The sequence below is a fragment of the Nocardia carnea NBRC 14403 genome (genome assembly GCF_000308515.1).
In the GTDB taxonomy this organism is placed as follows: Bacteria; Actinomycetota; Actinomycetes; order Mycobacteriales; family Mycobacteriaceae; genus Nocardia; species Nocardia carnea.
The window spans coordinates 64,524-79,278 of sequence record NZ_BAFV01000071.1 but is presented as its reverse complement, the minus strand read 5'-3'; the positions used below and the strand labels follow the sequence as shown (position 1 = coordinate 79,278).

Sequence of the window (14,755 nt, the reverse complement as noted above, 5' to 3'; positions counted from 1 at the left end):
GACGGAAGCGGCCCCAAATCCGTGACGGTTCAGAGTGCCTGCCGGGACGTCTGCGAGGTCGTGGCAGGGTCGAGCGCCAGTGGTCGGCGTGTGTGCGTCTCGAGCCCTATCCTCTCGCCGAGGGAGCGGATTTCGCCGAGGTGATCGACGCGGTTGATCCGTCCGCGGAATCCGAGGACCTCGTCGTGTACCTCACCGATCTGCCGCGCCGTGAGGGCACGCTGCCGGTGGTGGCCGATGTCAGTGTGGACTACCGATTCGCGCTCATCTCTGTGCCCGGGGTGGGCGGCATCGCGATCGAGCGACGCGTCCGCACTGTCACCGAACTCGCGATCACTCACATGCTCGGTGACCCGAAACTCACGTCCGCCCGGGCGGCGCGACGGTTTCCGTCTGTGCAGATCGCGAGCGGCGCCCGGTATTTCGCACCGCCGGGACTGCGGCGATTGCGCCTGCTGTTGGGGATGGTGCGGGCCAATCGGCCGTGGCGATTGGTCACCGGACTCTCGAAGGTACTCGTCGGTGCGTTCGCGACCGGAGCGATCGCGCTGGCCACCGACACGATCTGGATGTTCGCCGACACGATGGGTTCATGGCGTATGAGCGCGGCGACGGTCCTGTCGGTCGTGGCGATGATTCTGTGGCTGATCCTCGACCACGAACTCTGGGAGCGACCGCGGTCGGCAGTCGAACGCGATCGCTCGGCGCTGTACAACCTGGCGACTGTGATCACTCTGGTCGTCGGGGTCGGCGTCCTGTATGTGGCCCTGTTCTGCTTGCTGCTGTTTACCGGGTGCCTGACTCTTTCGCCGGAACTGCTGTCCCCCGTCCTGGGACATGGGGTGAACTTCTCCGATTACCTCACCCTTGCTTGGCTGCTGGCGTCTATCGCGACCATCGGTGGAGCACTCGGGTCCGGTCTCGAGGACGACTCTGCGGTCAAGGAGGCGGCCTACGGGGCCCGCCAGCGCCAGCGCATCGACGCACAACGGAGTGGCTGACAGGAAGCCAGGTGTAGCAGCCCATCTCTCACCGGGAGATTCACTGTTTCCGATTCAGAGCTTGTCGGCGAGTACGTCGAGCTGGCTGATTTCGGGCGGCACAGCGAAGAGTTCGTCGGCGCGCTCGCCGAGAGCTTTGCCGACCGGCCCGTTGAGATGTGTTTCGCGGGCCGCCTCGTCCGGGAACGCGTCGATGATTCCGAACGTCGAGGGGCCGAACCGTACCGCGAGCCAGGGCTTGGTGCCGGGCTCCTGCTCGACGAGTGGCAGCGCCGATCGGAGGAATTCCTCGACCGCGTTTTCCTTACCGGGTTTGGCTTCGAGTCGGACCAGCAGCGCCTTGGTGGCCATGTCGGATCTCCTGTTCGAAGTGGTGGACAAGGTCAAGCATCACACCATCGGCCCGTGAAGGGAAGGAGCCGCCCGAGCTCACAAATCAATCGGGCCGATCTCGATCTCACCCCTAGCTATCGTAGAGCCGAAAGAGGAGACTCCGTGGTGGAGGAATGCGACGCCTGGAGTGCACCTGCTGGCGGTCTGCCGTGACGCGAAACATTGTGGTGGGCCAGGTTTCGGTGTCGTTATCAGTTCTATGCTCTGTTGCATCCTCTGTCTCCAGCACAACGATTCATTCGGTCGGTCGCTGACACATAACCGCCTGTGGCGGCCTGGCCGGACATTGTCCGGAAAAGCCGCATGTCAGGGAGTGTCGAGATGAAAGCGCTTGTGTACGACGGGCCACGTGAAGTTCATGTGAAGGATGTCCCCGATGCGAGGATCGAGCAGCCGACCGATGTGCTGGTGAAGATCACCAGCACCAACATTTGCGGGTCGGATCTGCATATGTACGAAGGCCGCACCGATCTGGAGCCCGGGATGGTTCTCGGTCACGAGAATTTGGGAATCGTGGCAGAAGTAGGCAATGCGGTGGTCAAGGTCACCACCGGGGACCGGGTGTGCCTACCGTTCAACATCGGTTGCGGTTTCTGCCGCAACTGCGAGGAAGGGCTGACCGCGTTCTGCCTGACAGTGCACCCGGATCCGAAGATGGCCGGTGCCGCATTCGGTTTCGCTGGTATGGGACCGTTCTGGGGCGGGCAGGCGGAGTATCTGCGGGTGCCGTTCGGTGACTTCAATTGCCTGCGACTGCCCGAGGACGCCCAGGACAAGGAAACCGACTATGTGATGCTTTCCGATATCTTCCCCACCGGATGGCACTGCACCCGTCTGGCCGATATGCAACCCGGCGATTCGATGGTCGTCTACGGAGCCGGGCCGGTCGGCCTGATGGCGGCGTACTCGGCGATGATCCAGGGCGCGAGCCAGGTGATGATCGTCGACCGTCACCCCGACCGGTTGCGGCTCGCCGAGCAGATCGGGGTCACACCCATCGACGACTCCATCGGTGACCCGGTCGAGCAGGTCCTCGATATGACCGGCGGGCGCGGCGCCGATAAGGGTTGTGAGTGCGTCGGGTACCAGGCGCACGACCCGCAAGGTCACGAGGACGCCGCGATGACGATGAACCGGCTCGTCGACTCGGTGCGTTTCACCGGACATATCGGTGTGGTCGGCATTTTCCTGCCTCAGGATCGCAACGCCCCCGACGAACTCGAACGCGACGGCAAGATCGCCTTCGACATGGGAAAATTCTGGTTCAAGGGGCAGAAGGCCGGTACCGGGCAGGCCAACGTCAAGCATTACAACCGGCACCTGCGTGACCTGATCCACCAGGGCCGGGCCACACCGTCCTGGATCGTCTCCCATGAGCTCCCGCTGACCGAGGCCGAGTCCGGCTACCAGCATTTCGATGCCCGCGACGACGGATGGACCAAAGTCGTCATGCATCCGTGAGGCGGCCCGGACCGAGAGGAGCACAACGATGACAACAGCACTGCTGGGCACGCCGCTCGCGACACCGGCTACTGAACTGATCGAAGGCGTCGAACTCGGGCGACCCCGCGACCCGGTGGGACAAGCCGGCGGGTATACAGGGTTGCTGTCTCCGCAGCCGGGCGAAATCGCTACACCTGATAACGACCCGGGCAGGACCAGGGCCGATGGCGTCAGCGAAGAAATCGCGATCGACGGCAACCTGATCTCGGGCCGGCCGCTCGACCCTCTCCCCGCGTTCTGTCGGGCCGTCGTCCGGCAGTTCGCGAAGACCACGGCAGGTGCGTCATGACAGTGAACCAGGGGTCGGTGTCCCTCGACGACGCGCAGCGGGTGATTGCCGCCGGCCGGGCCAAAGCCGCCGAGATCGAGTCGCCGTCGAATATTGCGGTGGTCGATGCCGGCGGCAACCTCGTAGCCCATGTGCGGATGGACGGCGCCTGGATCGCCAGTATCGACATTTCGATAAACAAGGCATTCACCGCGCGAGCGCTGGACATCTCGACCGAAGACCTCGCGGGCGCTGCGGGGCCGGGCGGGCAGTTCTACGGGATACATGCCTCCAACGGTGGGCGCATCATGATCTTCGCCGGCGGTGTGCCGCTGCGGCACAACGGCCAGATCGTCGGGGCGGTCGGCGTCAGCGGCGGCACAGGAGAGCAGGACAAGACCGTCGCCGCGGCGGCCGTAGCGGCGATGTGAACAGTGAACTTTGTCGACAGACGACGTCACGGAGGTCACCCGCGGGCGCCGGCGAATCGGGCGGGTCGAGTAGCTCGAGGCTGCGGCGGAGTAGTAACGGTTCGGCGATCGAATGTGCTGCGGCTGTCGACACACGATGCGGCGGCTGCGACAATTTCGGGTATCGGGAGTTCTGCGTGCGGAAGCACGATATAGCGGCTGATGCGTTGATCCCGTGGATACGAGCCGCTCGAGTGGTCGGCCTGGAACTGTGCCGGTGGTGCAGTCCGGCCGTCACCGTCTCCCGTTTTCGTCGTATGCCCAAAGGCGGATGAAGAACTTTATGCGGTTGAGCCGTGCGTGAGTTCAACCTCGTTGACCGACCGGAGCCGAAACGGTACACGTGCGGCTCGGTAAACCTCGAATCATCACCGCCGAGGGGGCGTGATGTCAGAGTCCAGTGGCGGAGCCTCCGCGGTGAATCCGAGCCGGCCGGACCGTCGGGTAGTGGCAACGTTCGACTCTTACACTGACGCCGAAAGCGCTGTCGACTATCTCTCCGACCAGCATTTCGCGGTGAACAAACTAGCCATCGTCGGACGTGATCTCGAGCTGATCGAACAGGTTGTCGGCCGGCTCCATGCTGGCTGGGCAGCTCTGCGAGGCGGCGCCGCGGGTGGGCTGACGGGGGCACTGTTCGGCTGGATATTCGGTTTGTTCGACTGGGTCCAGCCGCTGCTCACGAGCCTCACGCTCGCCTTCTACGGGCTGGTGTTCGGTGTTGTTGTCGGCGCTCTGCTCGGCCTGCTCATGTATGCGCTGCAGGGCGGCCGGCGCGACTTCACCTCGATCCAGTCATTACAACCACGTCACTACGAGGTCCTTGCCGACGTCGACGCCGCGGACGAGGCCGTCCGCCTGCTCGCCGGCCGGACCGATCGAAGGGATTGACTCATGGCAACTGCAGTAGGTATCGATCTGGGCACCACCAACTCGGTCATCGCGAGCTGGCAAGGCGGCGAGGCGGTGGTGATCTCCAATGTCGAGGGAGCACGGACGACGCCGTCGGTGGTGGCGTTCACCGACAGCGGCGAGCGCCTGGTGGGTCAGCTCGCCCGGCGGCAGGCGATCTTGAATCCGAAGGGCACGATCTACTCGGCGAAACGCTTCATCGGACGTCATTTCGACGAGATCTCCGAGGAGGCCAAGGCGGTGAGTTTCGACGTCGTGCCGGGGGACAACGGTGAGGCGCGATTCGACGTGCGGGGTAAGAAATACGCGCCGGAGGAGATCAGTGCCCAGGTGCTGCGCAAGCTCGTCGACGACGCGAGCAAATTCCTCGGTGAGAAGGTCAAGGAAGTGGTCATCACCGTTCCCGCCTATTTCAACGACGCGCAGCGCAATGCCACCAAGGACGCCGGCCGCATCGCCGGCCTCGAAGTCCTGCGGATCATCAATGAGCCGACCGCCGCGGCACTGGCGTACGGCATGGACAAGCAGACCCATGAGACCGTGCTGGTTTTCGACCTCGGTGGTGGCACGTTCGATGTGAGCCTGCTCGATGTCGGTGAGGGCGTGGTCGAGGTGCGTTCCACGGCCGGTGACTCCCACCTCGGCGGCGACGATTTCGATCGACGTCTGGTGGACTACCTCGCCGATGAATTCCAGCGTGCGGAGAATATCGATCTGCGCAAGGACCCGCAGGCGTTGCAGCGCCTGTTCGAGGCGGCAGAGAAGGCCAAGGTCGAGTTGTCCTCGGTGAGTCAGGCCCAGGTCAATTTGCCTTTCGTGACCGCTGACGCGAACGGTCCCAAGCATCTCACCACGACGATCATGCGTTCGAAGTTCGAGGATCTGACGGCCGATCTGGTGGAACGCTGCCTCGATCCGGTGCAGCAGGCGATGAGTGACGCGAAGGTCACCGCCAACGATATCGACGAGGTCATCCTGGTCGGTGGTTCGACACGTATTCCGGCGGTGCAGGCGCTGGTGCGCCGGCTCACCGGCGGCAAGGACCCCAATATGAGCGTCAACCCCGACGAGGTCGTGGCGCTCGGTGCCGCGGTCCAGGCGGGCGTGCTCAAGGGCGAGGTCTCCGATGTGCTGCTGCTCGATGTCACTCCGTTGTCCCTCGGGGTCGAGACCCAGGGCGGGGTGATGACCAAGATCATCGAGCGCAATACGACGATCCCGGCCCGGCGCAGTGAAGTGTTCTCCACCGCGGAGGACAACCAGTCCGCGGTGGATGTCGTGGTGCTGCAGGGCGAACGTGAACGAGCCGCTGACAATCGGGTGCTGGGCCGGTTCCGGCTCGAAGACATCCGTCCCGCGCCACGGGGTGAGGCCCAGGTAGAAGTCACTTTCGATATCGACGCCAACGGAATCCTCAATGTCACCGCCCGCGACAAGGACACCGGTAAGGAACAGAGCATCACGATCAGTGAGCAGGGCAATCTGGATCAGGGTGAGGTCGAGCGCATGCTGGCCGAGGCCGAACGGAACCGGAGTGAGGACGAGGCGCTACGAAAAGCGGTCGATGCGCGCAACGCGCTCGATTCGGTGGCCTATCAGGTGGAACGCCGACTCGCCGAACTCGGTGACAGTGCCCCACCACACGACAGGGCACGCGCCGAGATGCTGATCGCCGACGCCAGGAAGGCTGTGAACGACGGTGCTTCACCGGCGGAGGTGGCGCCACTCACCTCGGAGTTGCAGCAGTTGCTGTACGGGCTCGCACCGGTCCAGACAGGCGGCGACGGACATCGGGCAGGCAGCGGAGATACCGCGTCGTCGGATGAGGACGACGTGATCGACGCCGAATTCGACCGGAGCTGAGGTACGCGATGGAAAGGTCTGCAGATCGTTCGACGACCGAGCCGGCGACCGATGGTGCCGACCGGGATCAGGCCGAGACGCCGTCTGATCCCACCGGTACAGAGGCCGAGTCGGCTCAACTCGAGGACCGCTGGCGCCGGGCTCTCGCGGATCTGGACAACCTGCGCAAACGCTATGCCAAGGATCTGGGCCGCGAACGCGCCGCGGAGGTGGCGAAGGTTTCCGCGGCGTGGCTGCCGGTCCTGGACAATCTGGAGCTCGCGCTGGCCCATGCCGGTAGTGATCCTCAGGCTGTTGTCGAGGGTGTGAAGGCGATCCGGGATCAGGCGGTGCAGGTGCTGTCACAGTTCGGTTTCGAGCGCCACGACGAGGTCGGTGTGCCGTTCTCCCCGGAACTGCACGAAGTGGTCGGTGTGGTGGACAGCCCCGATCTCGAGTCCGGAACCGTCGTCGAGGTCGTGCGCCCGGGGTATGGCGAGGACGGGCGGCAGTTGCGTCCCGCCGCGGTGGTCGTCAGCCGACCCGAGGGGTGAGCGGCGATGGCGCGCGATTACTACGAAGTCCTCGGAGTCCCGCGAAGCGCCGGCGCCGATGAAATCCAGCAGGCGTACCGAAAGCTGGCTCGCAAGTATCACCCCGACGTGAACAAGGATCCCACTGCGGAGGACACGTTCAAGGAGGTGAACGAGGCCTACCAGGTGTTGTCCGACCCGGACACCCGCAAACGCTACGACCGATTCGGTGAGGACTTCCGGCGGGTGCCCGAGGACTACGACGAACGGGTCCGGGCAAGCGCCGGTGGGTACGGCGGTGGGGGGTACGGCGGTGGGGGCGGCAGGGTGCACTTCGGTCGAGGTTTCGGTGGCCAGGGCCCGGTCGACTTCGAGGATCTCTTCGGGCAGATGTTCACCGGCGGTGGCGGGTACGGGCCGATTCCCGGGGCGGATCAGGAAGCGGAACTGGAGCTGACGCTGGAAGAGGCGTATCGGGGCGGCAAACGCACTCTCGGACTGGACGGACGGCAGTACGACGTCGACATCCCGGCCGGTGTCCTGGACGGGCAGCGCATCCGGCTGGCCGGTCAGGGCGGCCGGAGCGGTGGTGACGCGCCGCCCGGGGATCTGTATCTCGTGGTGCGGATCAGGCCGCATCCCCGGTTCCGGGTGCAGGGCCGCGATATCTATGTCGACCTGCCGGTATCGCCCTGGGAGGCGGTCCTCGGCGCGACCGTCGTCGTGCCCACCCCGGGCGGCGAGGCGAAAGTCAAAGTGGTGCCGGGCTCGTCGACGGGTAGGAAGCTGCGCTTGCGCGGAGAAGGAATGCCCAATCCACGTGGCCCCGCCGGCAACCTCTACGCCGAGATCAAGGTGATGGTGCCGTCGAAACCGACAGCACGCGAACGGGACCTGTTCGAGCAACTGGCCGCCGAATCGAACTTCGATCCGAGGAAAGTGAAATGAGCACTCCACTACCGGGCGCCCGGTACGTCTTGGTTCGTCGTACCGGATTGTCGCCGGATGCCTTCGCCGAACGAACCGGGCTGCACCCCGACCTGGCCCGAAAACTGGTCGCTCTCGGACTGCTCGACGCTCGCCGCGATGCCGGCGGCGAGATGTCGTTCGAACCATCCGCAGTGGCCCACGCCGCCCGCATCCAACGGCTGCGAACCGGTCTGGGCCTGAACTACTCGGCAATCGGGCTCGTGCTCGATCTGCTGGATCGAATAGAAGAACTCGAAGCCGCTTCCCGCAGAAGGAGGACGCGCCCATGGACACCGGCAGCTTGACCGAGAAGTCACGAGAAGCTCTGCAGGAAGCCCAGAATGTAGCGACGAGAATGGGTCACACCGAGGTCGACGGCGAGCACCTGCTGCTCGCATTGGTCGATCAGCAAGGAGGACTGGTCCCCAGACTGCTCGAGCAGGCCGGCGCGGACATCGATGCGCTGCGATCCGATCTGGAGCGTGAACTGTCGCGCCGGCCGAAGGTCAGCGGACCCGGCGCGACGCCGGGCCAGGTGATGATCACCCAGCGCCTGGCCAAGCTGCTCGATGCCGCGGAACGGGAGGCGAAGCGACTCAAGGATTCCTATGTCTCGGTAGAACATCTCGTGATGGCCCTCTCCGAGGAGGGGTCGGCCAGTGCGGCCGGACGGGTCCTCGCGAGTCACGGGGTAACGCGAGAATCGTTCCTCGCCGCCTTGACCGCAGTGCGTGGCAATCAACGCGTCACCTCGGCGACTCCGGAAGGTGCGTACGAGGCCTTGGAGAAGTATGGACGCGACCTCGTCTCCGAAGGACGGGCCGGCAAACTCGATCCGGTCATCGGCCGGGATGCCGAGATCCGCAGGGTGACGCAGATCCTGAGCCGGAAGACGAAGAACAATCCGGTACTGATCGGCGACCCCGGGGTCGGTAAGACCGCGATCGTCGAGGGCCTCGCCCAGCGGATCGTCCGCGGCGACGTGCCCGAGGGCCTGCGCGACAAGACGATCTTCTCGCTCGATATGGGTTCCCTGGTGGCCGGTGCGAAATACCGCGGCGAGTTCGAGGAGCGACTGCAAGCGGTGCTGTCCGAGGTCAAGGCGGCCGAGGGCCGCATCCTGTTGTTCGTCGACGAATTGCATACCGTTGTCGGCGCGGGATCGGTCGGCGGCGAGGGGTCGCTCGACGCCGGGAATATGCTCAAACCGATGCTCGCCCGCGGCGAACTGCACATGATCGGTGCCACCACACTCGACGAATATCGCAAGCACATCGAATCCGACGCGGCACTGGAGCGCCGCTTCCAGACCGTTCTGGTCGACGAACCCACCGTCGAGGATGCGGTCTCGATTCTGCGCGGTCTCCGGGAACGCCTCGAGGTGTTCCACGGCGTGAAGATCCAGGACGGCGCGTTGGTGGGCGCTGTGACCCTCTCGCACCGGTATATCACCGACCGCTTCCTCCCGGACAAAGCGATCGACCTGGTGGATGAGGCCTGCGCGCGACTGCGCACCGAAATAGATTCGATGCCCGCCGAACTCGACGAACTCACCCGTAAAGTCACCCGCCTGGAGATCGAAGAGGCGGCGCTGTCGAAGGAAGCGGACGCGGCCAGCAAGGCGCGCCTCGAAGAGCTGCGCAAAGAACTGGCCGACCTGCGCGCCGAAGCCGACGCCCGGCACGCGCAGTGGGAGGCGGAGCGGCAGGCGATCCGGCGGGTGCAGGAACTGCGCGGAGAGCTGGAACGACTGCGCCACGAAGCCGAGGAAGCGGAGCGCAACTACGACCTCAATCGGGCCGCCGAGCTGCGATACGGCGAGATCACCGAGCTGGAACGCAGGCTCGAGGCGGCAGAGGAGCAACTGGCCACCCGGCAAGGTGGGAATCCGTTGCTGCGCGAGGTTGTCACCGAAGACGAAATCGCAGAGATCGTGGCCGCATGGACGGGCATCCCCGTCGCCCGGCTGCAGGAAGGCGAGCGGGAGAAGCTATTGAAGCTCGACGAGATTCTGCACGAAAGGGTCGTCGGTCAGGACGAGGCGGTGCAACTGGTCGCAGACGCGGTGATCCGGGCGCGCTCCGGTATCCGCGACCCACGCCGCCCCATCGGCTCGTTCATCTTCTTGGGCCCGACAGGCGTGGGAAAGACCGAGCTGGCAAAAACACTGGCCGGCGCCCTCTTCGACAGCGAAGACAATATGGTGCGCCTGGACATGAGCGAATACCAGGAGCGGCACACGGTGAGCAGGCTCATCGGCGCGCCCCCCGGGTACGTCGGATACGACGAGGGCGGCCAGCTCACCGAGGCGGTGCGCCGCAAGCCGTACTCCGTGGTGCTCTTCGACGAGATCGAGAAGGCCCACGCCGACGTCTTCAATACCCTGCTGCAGGTGCTCGACGACGGCCGGATCACCGATTCCCAGGGCAGGCAGGTCGATTTCCGCAACACCGTGATCATCATGACCTCCAATATCGGATCCCATCACCTTCTCGACGGCGTCACGGCCAACGGCGAGATCAAGCCGGACGCCCGCGAGCGGGTGCTGGCGGAACTGCGCGGCCACTTCCGTCCCGAGTTCCTCAACCGGGTCGACGACATCGTGTTGTTCACCCCGCTCACGCTGCCGCAGATCGAGCACATCGTGGAGCTGCAACTCATCGACCTCCGGAACAGGTTGTCGGAGCGGCAGATACATCTGGAAATCACCGCGGAAGCACGCCGGCTCATCGCCGAACACGGTTTCGACCCGGTCTACGGCGCGCGGCCGCTGCGGCGATACATCGCCCACGAGGTCGAGACGAAGATAGGTCGCGCGCTGTTGCGTGGCGAGATCGAACCGGGCGGAGTCATCCGTGTCACGGTGGACGGCGGCGAGCTCGCCGTCGCCTACGCCGAACCCGCCGTCGCGGCGGCGTGAGAAGGGTGCCGTCATGGGATCCCAAACGGTGAAATGCCCGAACTGCGGCAAGGTGAACAAGGTCCCCGCAGCAGGAGATGGAAAACCGCGCTGCGGGAACTGCCACGAGCCGCTGCCCTGGATCGCCTCGGCAGGCGACGATGACTTCGCGGAGGTAGCCGAGAAGTCCTCGGTTCCTGTGCTCGTCGACCTCTGGGCGACCTGGTGCGGCCCGTGCCGCATGGTCAGCCCGGCGCTCGAGCAGCTCGCCCGGGAACGCGCGGGCCGGATCAAGCTGGTGAAGACCGACGTGGATGCCGCGCCCGGGACCGCCGAACGGTTCACCGTGCGCGCCGTACCGACCCTGCTGGTGATGGACCGGGGCGAGGTCCTGGCACGTCAGGCGGGCGCAGCCCCTGTTCCGCAACTGCGCGCCTGGCTCGATCAGGCGCTCTCGGAAAAGGCAGGCAAGGAGACGAAGCCATGACTTCTGTACCTGTGGACCCACACGTGACCGCCATCCGGCCCGTTGTACCCCGGACCCCGCAGGGCTGCGAGGAATGTCTTCGCCTCGGCACACCGTGGGTACATCTGAGGCTTTGCCTGACGTGCGGACACGTCGGGTGCTGCGATTCCTCACCGGGCAAGCACGCGAGCGCGCACGCTCGCGTCATCGGCCATCCGATCGTCCAGTCGATGGAGCCAGGTGAAGATTGGCGCTGGTGTTATGTCGACCAGAACATCGTCTGAGGATCCCACTCCCGTCCGTGACATCCCGCAGGTCGATGACGAGACTCCCGATGAGCTGGGAGCATTCCCGCGGCTGACGGACGACCAGGTCGCGACACTCGAAGTCGGTGGCGCGCGTCGACCGGTTAGCACCGGCGAGGTGTTGATCCGAGAGGGCGAACCCAGCAACGATTTCTTCGTGATCCTCTCGGGCACGGTCGCGATCATCGACGAGGGCGACGGAGATAGCGGACGCCGGATACTGCGTGTGCACGGTCCCGGACGATTCCTGGGCGAGCTCGGGCTGCTGGAAGGCCAGGTGGCCTTCTTCACCGCCGAAGCGATCGAGGACGGCGAGATACTCGTCGTCCCGGCCGAGCGGGTGCGTGAACTGGTGGCTCACGATCTCGTGCTCAGCGATCTGATCCTGCGCGCCTACCTGGTGCGTCGACACCTGCTGATCGGGCTCGGTTCGGGGTTCCGGATAATCGGCTCCTGCTATTCACCGGACACGCTGCGGCTTCGCGAGTTCGCCATGCGAAACCGGTTGCCCCACAGGTGGACCGATGTGGAGCAGGACGAACGGGCCGAGCAGCTGCTGCGCAGCCTGGACGTCGCTCCCGAGGACACTCCCGTCGTGATCTGGCACGGCGAGAAGGTGCTTCGCAATCCGCCGAACGCCGAACTCGCCCGTATCGTCGGGCTTCCGGTTCCGGACTCGGTCCGGGACGCAACCCAGGACGTGTGCGACCTCGTCGTGGTGGGGGCGGGACCGGCCGGTCTGGCCGCTTCGGTGTACGGCGCTTCGGACGGATTGAACACGGTGACACTGGAGTCGATCGCCGCGGGTGGGCAGGCCAGTACCTCCTCGCGGATCGAGAACTACCTCGGGTTCCCCGCCGGTATCTCCGGCGCCGAGCTGGCGGAGCGGGCTGTGATCCAGGCCGGGAAGTTCGGGGCCCGGCTGCTGGTGTCAGCGGAGGTGACCGGTTTGGTGCCCGAGGACGGGCATCACGCGCTCCCGCTCGCGGACGGCGGTGTGGTTCGCGGCCGGGCTGTCGTGCTCGCCACCGGGGCGCGATACCGCAAGCTGACGGTCCCGGGGATCGAGGCGCTGGAGGGAACGAGCGTGTACTACGCCGCGACCCATCAGGAAGCGCGGATGTGCGGCACCGACCCGGTGGCCATCGTCGGCGGCGGAAACTCCGCCGGACAGGCCACCGTGTTTCTCGCGGGCAGTGTCTCCCGTGTTCACCTGCTCATACGCAGCAGTGACCTCGGAAAGAGTATGTCCCGGTATCTGGTCGACCAGATCGAGCGCCATCCGCGGGTGACCGTGCACCGGAATACCGAGGTTCGTACGGTCCACGGGGAGAAATACCTCGAAGAGATCGTGGTCGAGAACAATCACACGGGGAGGCAGGACACTCTCCGGGTGCGCGCCTTGTTCGTCTTCATCGGGGCGATGCCCTACACCGGGTGGCTGGCCGACACGATCGCACTCGACGACCACGGCTTCGTCCTCACGGGCATCGACGCGGTCCTCGCCCGAGGCAACGGCACACAGCGGATGACCGGTGCCAGGGTGCCGAGGACGCTCGAAACCGGCCGGCCCGGCCTGTTCGCCGCGGGCGACGTCCGTAGCGGCTCCGTGAAGCGGGTCGCATCCGCTGTCGGCGAGGGCGCGATGGCGGTTCGCCAAATCCATGAATACTTCGACAGGAGCTGACAACATGCCAGTAATGGGTGCCGTGAAATTCCAGCAATTCTTCCGGGCAGCGGCCGGCCTGCACGTCGACCGGAACGATCTGAAGCGCTATACGGATTTCGTCGACGACAAGGTCTACGACCTGATACTCATCGGCAGAGCGTCGGCAAAGGCAAATCTGAGGGACGTGATCGAACCGTGGGAGCTGCCGATCACCAAGGGACTGCAGGAGAGCATCCACCGGTTCGAGAAACTGGACCAGGAGATCGAACTACAGTCCGTGCTCGATCAACTCACGGCCCGACCGCCGTTGGACATGACCCTCTCCGAGGCGACCGAGCAGCGACTGCCGCTGATCGCCGGGGGCTTGAGCGTGGCACTGGCGCACACATTCGTCACGATCGAACCGGACCGAAAGAACCCCGGGGCCGCCGAGTGGAAGGTCGCCTTCGACATCTTCCATCTCCTGCTCTGACCACCCGCCCGCAGCCCGTCGAGCCAGTAGATCGCCGCTTGGCGCGACGCCGAGACCAGTTCCTCCGCACCTGACACGGCCGAGCGGTTGGTGTGGGGCACCGGCTGCTCGACGGGCTGGGGGAGTTCACACGCACAGCCTGCCACGACCAAAGACCGGTGCGTCCGGTGCCGACTGGCCAAGGCCGCTGTGTCCGATGAACCGATACCCTGGGCGCACCGACATGCGGCTTGCCTGCTAGAGCGTTGGGGCAGACCCGGAGCTACGCTTGGTTGATAACCAGGAGTTTTCGGTGGTTGAGCGCGTGGGCGTAGTGGTCGATTCCCCCTCCGGACACTTACCAAAACCCCACGGTTCCCCCGTGGGGTATGTGTTTTTCTGTGCGCTGACCTGGTCCTATCAGTCCAGGGACGGCCGTCGATGTTCACTTCTGCGCGGACGACGCGAGCATCCGGCTGATATGTGAGCTTCAACCCCAACTGCCGATATACGGCCGATTTGTCCGCCGGGTCCGCCTCATCCAGGGCGGTGACTATCTCGCCCAGGTCATCGATCAGCGCACGGATCTCCTCGTCCCCCATCCTGCGCGGTTGGTCGGTAGTCGTTCAGGCCCTGTTCTGGGCGGCGGCCTTCGTGGCTTGGATCCCGGTGGTCCAGGCCACGATCATTGCGGGATCGGCTGCACCCAGCTCGTCACCGATACTCTCGCCGCGCTGTCCGCCCACGGCACCCGTCGCTTCGTGATCGTGAACCCTGCGATCGACAACATCAGCTTCTTGTGTGAGGCCGCCCGCGAAACCACCCTCTCCGTCCCGGAAGCCCGCGTCATGATCGTGAACTGGTGGGACGTGGTCGGCGAAGACTTCCGCAACACTCTGGCTCGCGACACCGGCGTCGCCCGCACCGAGGACCACCGCGCCGGTACGGTCGAATCCAGCCTCGTCATGCATATCGCACCCGAGGCCACCCATCCCGAGCGTTCCGCCCAGACCGAGCACCGTGGAAATGTGGGCTACACAGCCGCGGGGCGATGGCGCAATGCCGCAGGTTGAC

The 14,755-nt window shown here is 65.1% G+C and carries 16 protein-coding genes; 15 read left to right on the top strand and 1 reads right to left on the bottom strand.

All coding sequences use genetic code 11. From position 1 onward, the window contains the following. The coding region (locus tag ON22_RS25265) for a hypothetical protein (RefSeq protein WP_043740606.1) at positions 1-1,001 on the top strand (1,001 nt) is incomplete at its 5' end. Between the two features lie 54 nt (positions 1,002-1,055). Here the strand turns inward: ON22_RS25265 and ON22_RS25260 are convergent. Continuing rightward, positions 1,056-1,352, bottom strand: a complete 297-nt coding sequence (locus ON22_RS25260) for a putative quinol monooxygenase (RefSeq protein ID WP_033247262.1) — start codon at positions 1,350-1,352, stop codon at positions 1,056-1,058. Positions 1,353-1,715: 363 nt separating this feature from the next. On the opposite strand from ON22_RS25260, the gene ON22_RS25255 reads away from it, so the two are divergent. From ON22_RS25255 to ON22_RS25195, 14 genes are all read left to right on the top strand, one after another. Next, a complete protein-coding gene (locus ON22_RS25255; RefSeq protein ID WP_033247261.1) occupies positions 1,716-2,855 on the top strand; it encodes a glutathione-independent formaldehyde dehydrogenase in 1,140 nt (379 codons plus the stop codon). Positions 2,856-2,883: 28 nt separating this feature from the next. Beyond that, positions 2,884-3,186, top strand: a complete 303-nt coding sequence (locus ON22_RS25250) for a hypothetical protein (RefSeq protein ID WP_033247260.1) — start codon at positions 2,884-2,886, stop codon at positions 3,184-3,186. Beyond that, the gene (locus ON22_RS25245; RefSeq protein ID WP_033247259.1) at positions 3,183-3,596 is read left to right on the top strand and encodes a GlcG/HbpS family heme-binding protein; all 414 of its coding nucleotides are present in this window, start codon (positions 3,183-3,185) and stop codon (positions 3,594-3,596) included. Before ON22_RS25250 ends, ON22_RS25245 begins: the two co-directional genes overlap by 4 nt. A gap of 426 nt (positions 3,597-4,022) precedes the next feature. After that, entirely contained in the window at positions 4,023-4,526 is a 504-nt protein-coding gene (locus ON22_RS25240) for a general stress protein (RefSeq protein ID WP_033247258.1), read from the top strand. Between the two features lie 3 nt (positions 4,527-4,529). Next, on the top strand, positions 4,530-6,410 hold the full coding sequence (gene dnaK / locus ON22_RS25235) for a molecular chaperone DnaK (RefSeq protein WP_033247257.1): 1,881 nt from the start codon (positions 4,530-4,532) through the stop codon (positions 6,408-6,410). 8 nt (positions 6,411-6,418) lie between these two features. After that, the gene (locus tag ON22_RS25230; protein WP_033247256.1) at positions 6,419-6,943 is read left to right on the top strand and encodes a nucleotide exchange factor GrpE; all 525 of its coding nucleotides are present in this window, start codon (positions 6,419-6,421) and stop codon (positions 6,941-6,943) included. A 6-nt stretch (positions 6,944-6,949) separates the two neighbouring features. Then, positions 6,950-7,870 (top strand): DnaJ C-terminal domain-containing protein, encoded by a 921-nt coding sequence (locus ON22_RS25225; RefSeq protein ID WP_033247255.1) that lies wholly within the window; start codon positions 6,950-6,952, stop codon positions 7,868-7,870. Continuing rightward, entirely contained in the window at positions 7,867-8,196 is a 330-nt protein-coding gene (locus ON22_RS25220; RefSeq protein ID WP_033247254.1) for a chaperone modulator CbpM, read from the top strand. The genes ON22_RS25225 and ON22_RS25220 overlap by 4 nt, the downstream gene beginning before the upstream one ends. Then, complete coding sequence (gene clpB, locus ON22_RS25215; RefSeq protein WP_033247253.1) at positions 8,178-10,811, top strand: ATP-dependent chaperone ClpB; 2,634 nt, start codon at positions 8,178-8,180, stop codon at positions 10,809-10,811. The genes ON22_RS25220 and clpB overlap by 19 nt, the downstream gene beginning before the upstream one ends. A gap of 13 nt (positions 10,812-10,824) precedes the next feature. After that, positions 10,825-11,277: a thioredoxin gene (trxA, locus tag ON22_RS25210; protein ID WP_033247252.1), complete on the top strand. Its 453-nt coding sequence runs from the start codon at positions 10,825-10,827 to the stop codon at positions 11,275-11,277. Continuing rightward, on the top strand, positions 11,274-11,540 hold the full coding sequence (locus tag ON22_RS35970; protein WP_081595826.1) for a UBP-type zinc finger domain-containing protein: 267 nt from the start codon (positions 11,274-11,276) through the stop codon (positions 11,538-11,540). The genes trxA and ON22_RS35970 overlap by 4 nt, the downstream gene beginning before the upstream one ends. Further along, complete coding sequence (locus ON22_RS25205) at positions 11,518-13,248, top strand: FAD-dependent oxidoreductase (protein WP_033247251.1); 1,731 nt, start codon at positions 11,518-11,520, stop codon at positions 13,246-13,248. The genes ON22_RS35970 and ON22_RS25205 overlap by 23 nt, the downstream gene beginning before the upstream one ends. Positions 13,249-13,261: 13 nt before the next feature. Next, complete coding sequence (locus ON22_RS25200; protein WP_174375632.1) at positions 13,262-13,702, top strand: DUF1931 family protein; 441 nt, start codon at positions 13,262-13,264, stop codon at positions 13,700-13,702. Positions 13,703-14,340: 638 nt separating this feature from the next. After that, entirely contained in the window at positions 14,341-14,754 is a 414-nt protein-coding gene (locus tag ON22_RS25195; RefSeq protein ID WP_051158064.1) for a creatininase family protein, read from the top strand. Position 14,755: the final 1 nt, after the last annotated feature.

Excerpts from the sequence above, each read along its gene's own strand:
- ON22_RS25200 (WP_174375632.1), top strand. The coding sequence starts at position 13,262 with ATGGGTGCCGTGAAATTCCAGCAATTCTTCCGGGCAGCGGCCGGCCTG.
- ON22_RS25230 (WP_033247256.1), top strand. The coding sequence starts at position 6,419 with ATGGAAAGGTCTGCAGATCGTTCGACGACCGAGCCGGCGACCGATGGT.
- ON22_RS35970 (WP_081595826.1), top strand. The coding sequence starts at position 11,274 with ATGACTTCTGTACCTGTGGACCCACACGTGACCGCCATCCGGCCCGTT.
- ON22_RS25245 (WP_033247259.1), top strand. The coding sequence starts at position 3,183 with ATGACAGTGAACCAGGGGTCGGTGTCCCTCGACGACGCGCAGCGGGTG.
- dnaK (WP_033247257.1), top strand. The coding sequence starts at position 4,530 with ATGGCAACTGCAGTAGGTATCGATCTGGGCACCACCAACTCGGTCATC.
- ON22_RS25255 (WP_033247261.1), top strand. The coding sequence starts at position 1,716 with ATGAAAGCGCTTGTGTACGACGGGCCACGTGAAGTTCATGTGAAGGAT.
- ON22_RS25225 (WP_033247255.1), top strand. The coding sequence starts at position 6,950 with ATGGCGCGCGATTACTACGAAGTCCTCGGAGTCCCGCGAAGCGCCGGC.
- ON22_RS25220 (WP_033247254.1), top strand. The coding sequence starts at position 7,867 with ATGAGCACTCCACTACCGGGCGCCCGGTACGTCTTGGTTCGTCGTACC.
- ON22_RS25240 (WP_033247258.1), top strand. The coding sequence starts at position 4,023 with ATGTCAGAGTCCAGTGGCGGAGCCTCCGCGGTGAATCCGAGCCGGCCG.
- ON22_RS25250 (WP_033247260.1), top strand. The coding sequence starts at position 2,884 with ATGACAACAGCACTGCTGGGCACGCCGCTCGCGACACCGGCTACTGAA.
- ON22_RS25260 (WP_033247262.1), bottom strand. The coding sequence starts at position 1,352 with ATGGCCACCAAGGCGCTGCTGGTCCGACTCGAAGCCAAACCCGGTAAG.
- clpB (WP_033247253.1), top strand. The coding sequence starts at position 8,178 with ATGGACACCGGCAGCTTGACCGAGAAGTCACGAGAAGCTCTGCAGGAA.
- ON22_RS25205 (WP_033247251.1), top strand. The coding sequence starts at position 11,518 with ATGTCGACCAGAACATCGTCTGAGGATCCCACTCCCGTCCGTGACATC.
- trxA (WP_033247252.1), top strand. The coding sequence starts at position 10,825 with ATGGGATCCCAAACGGTGAAATGCCCGAACTGCGGCAAGGTGAACAAG.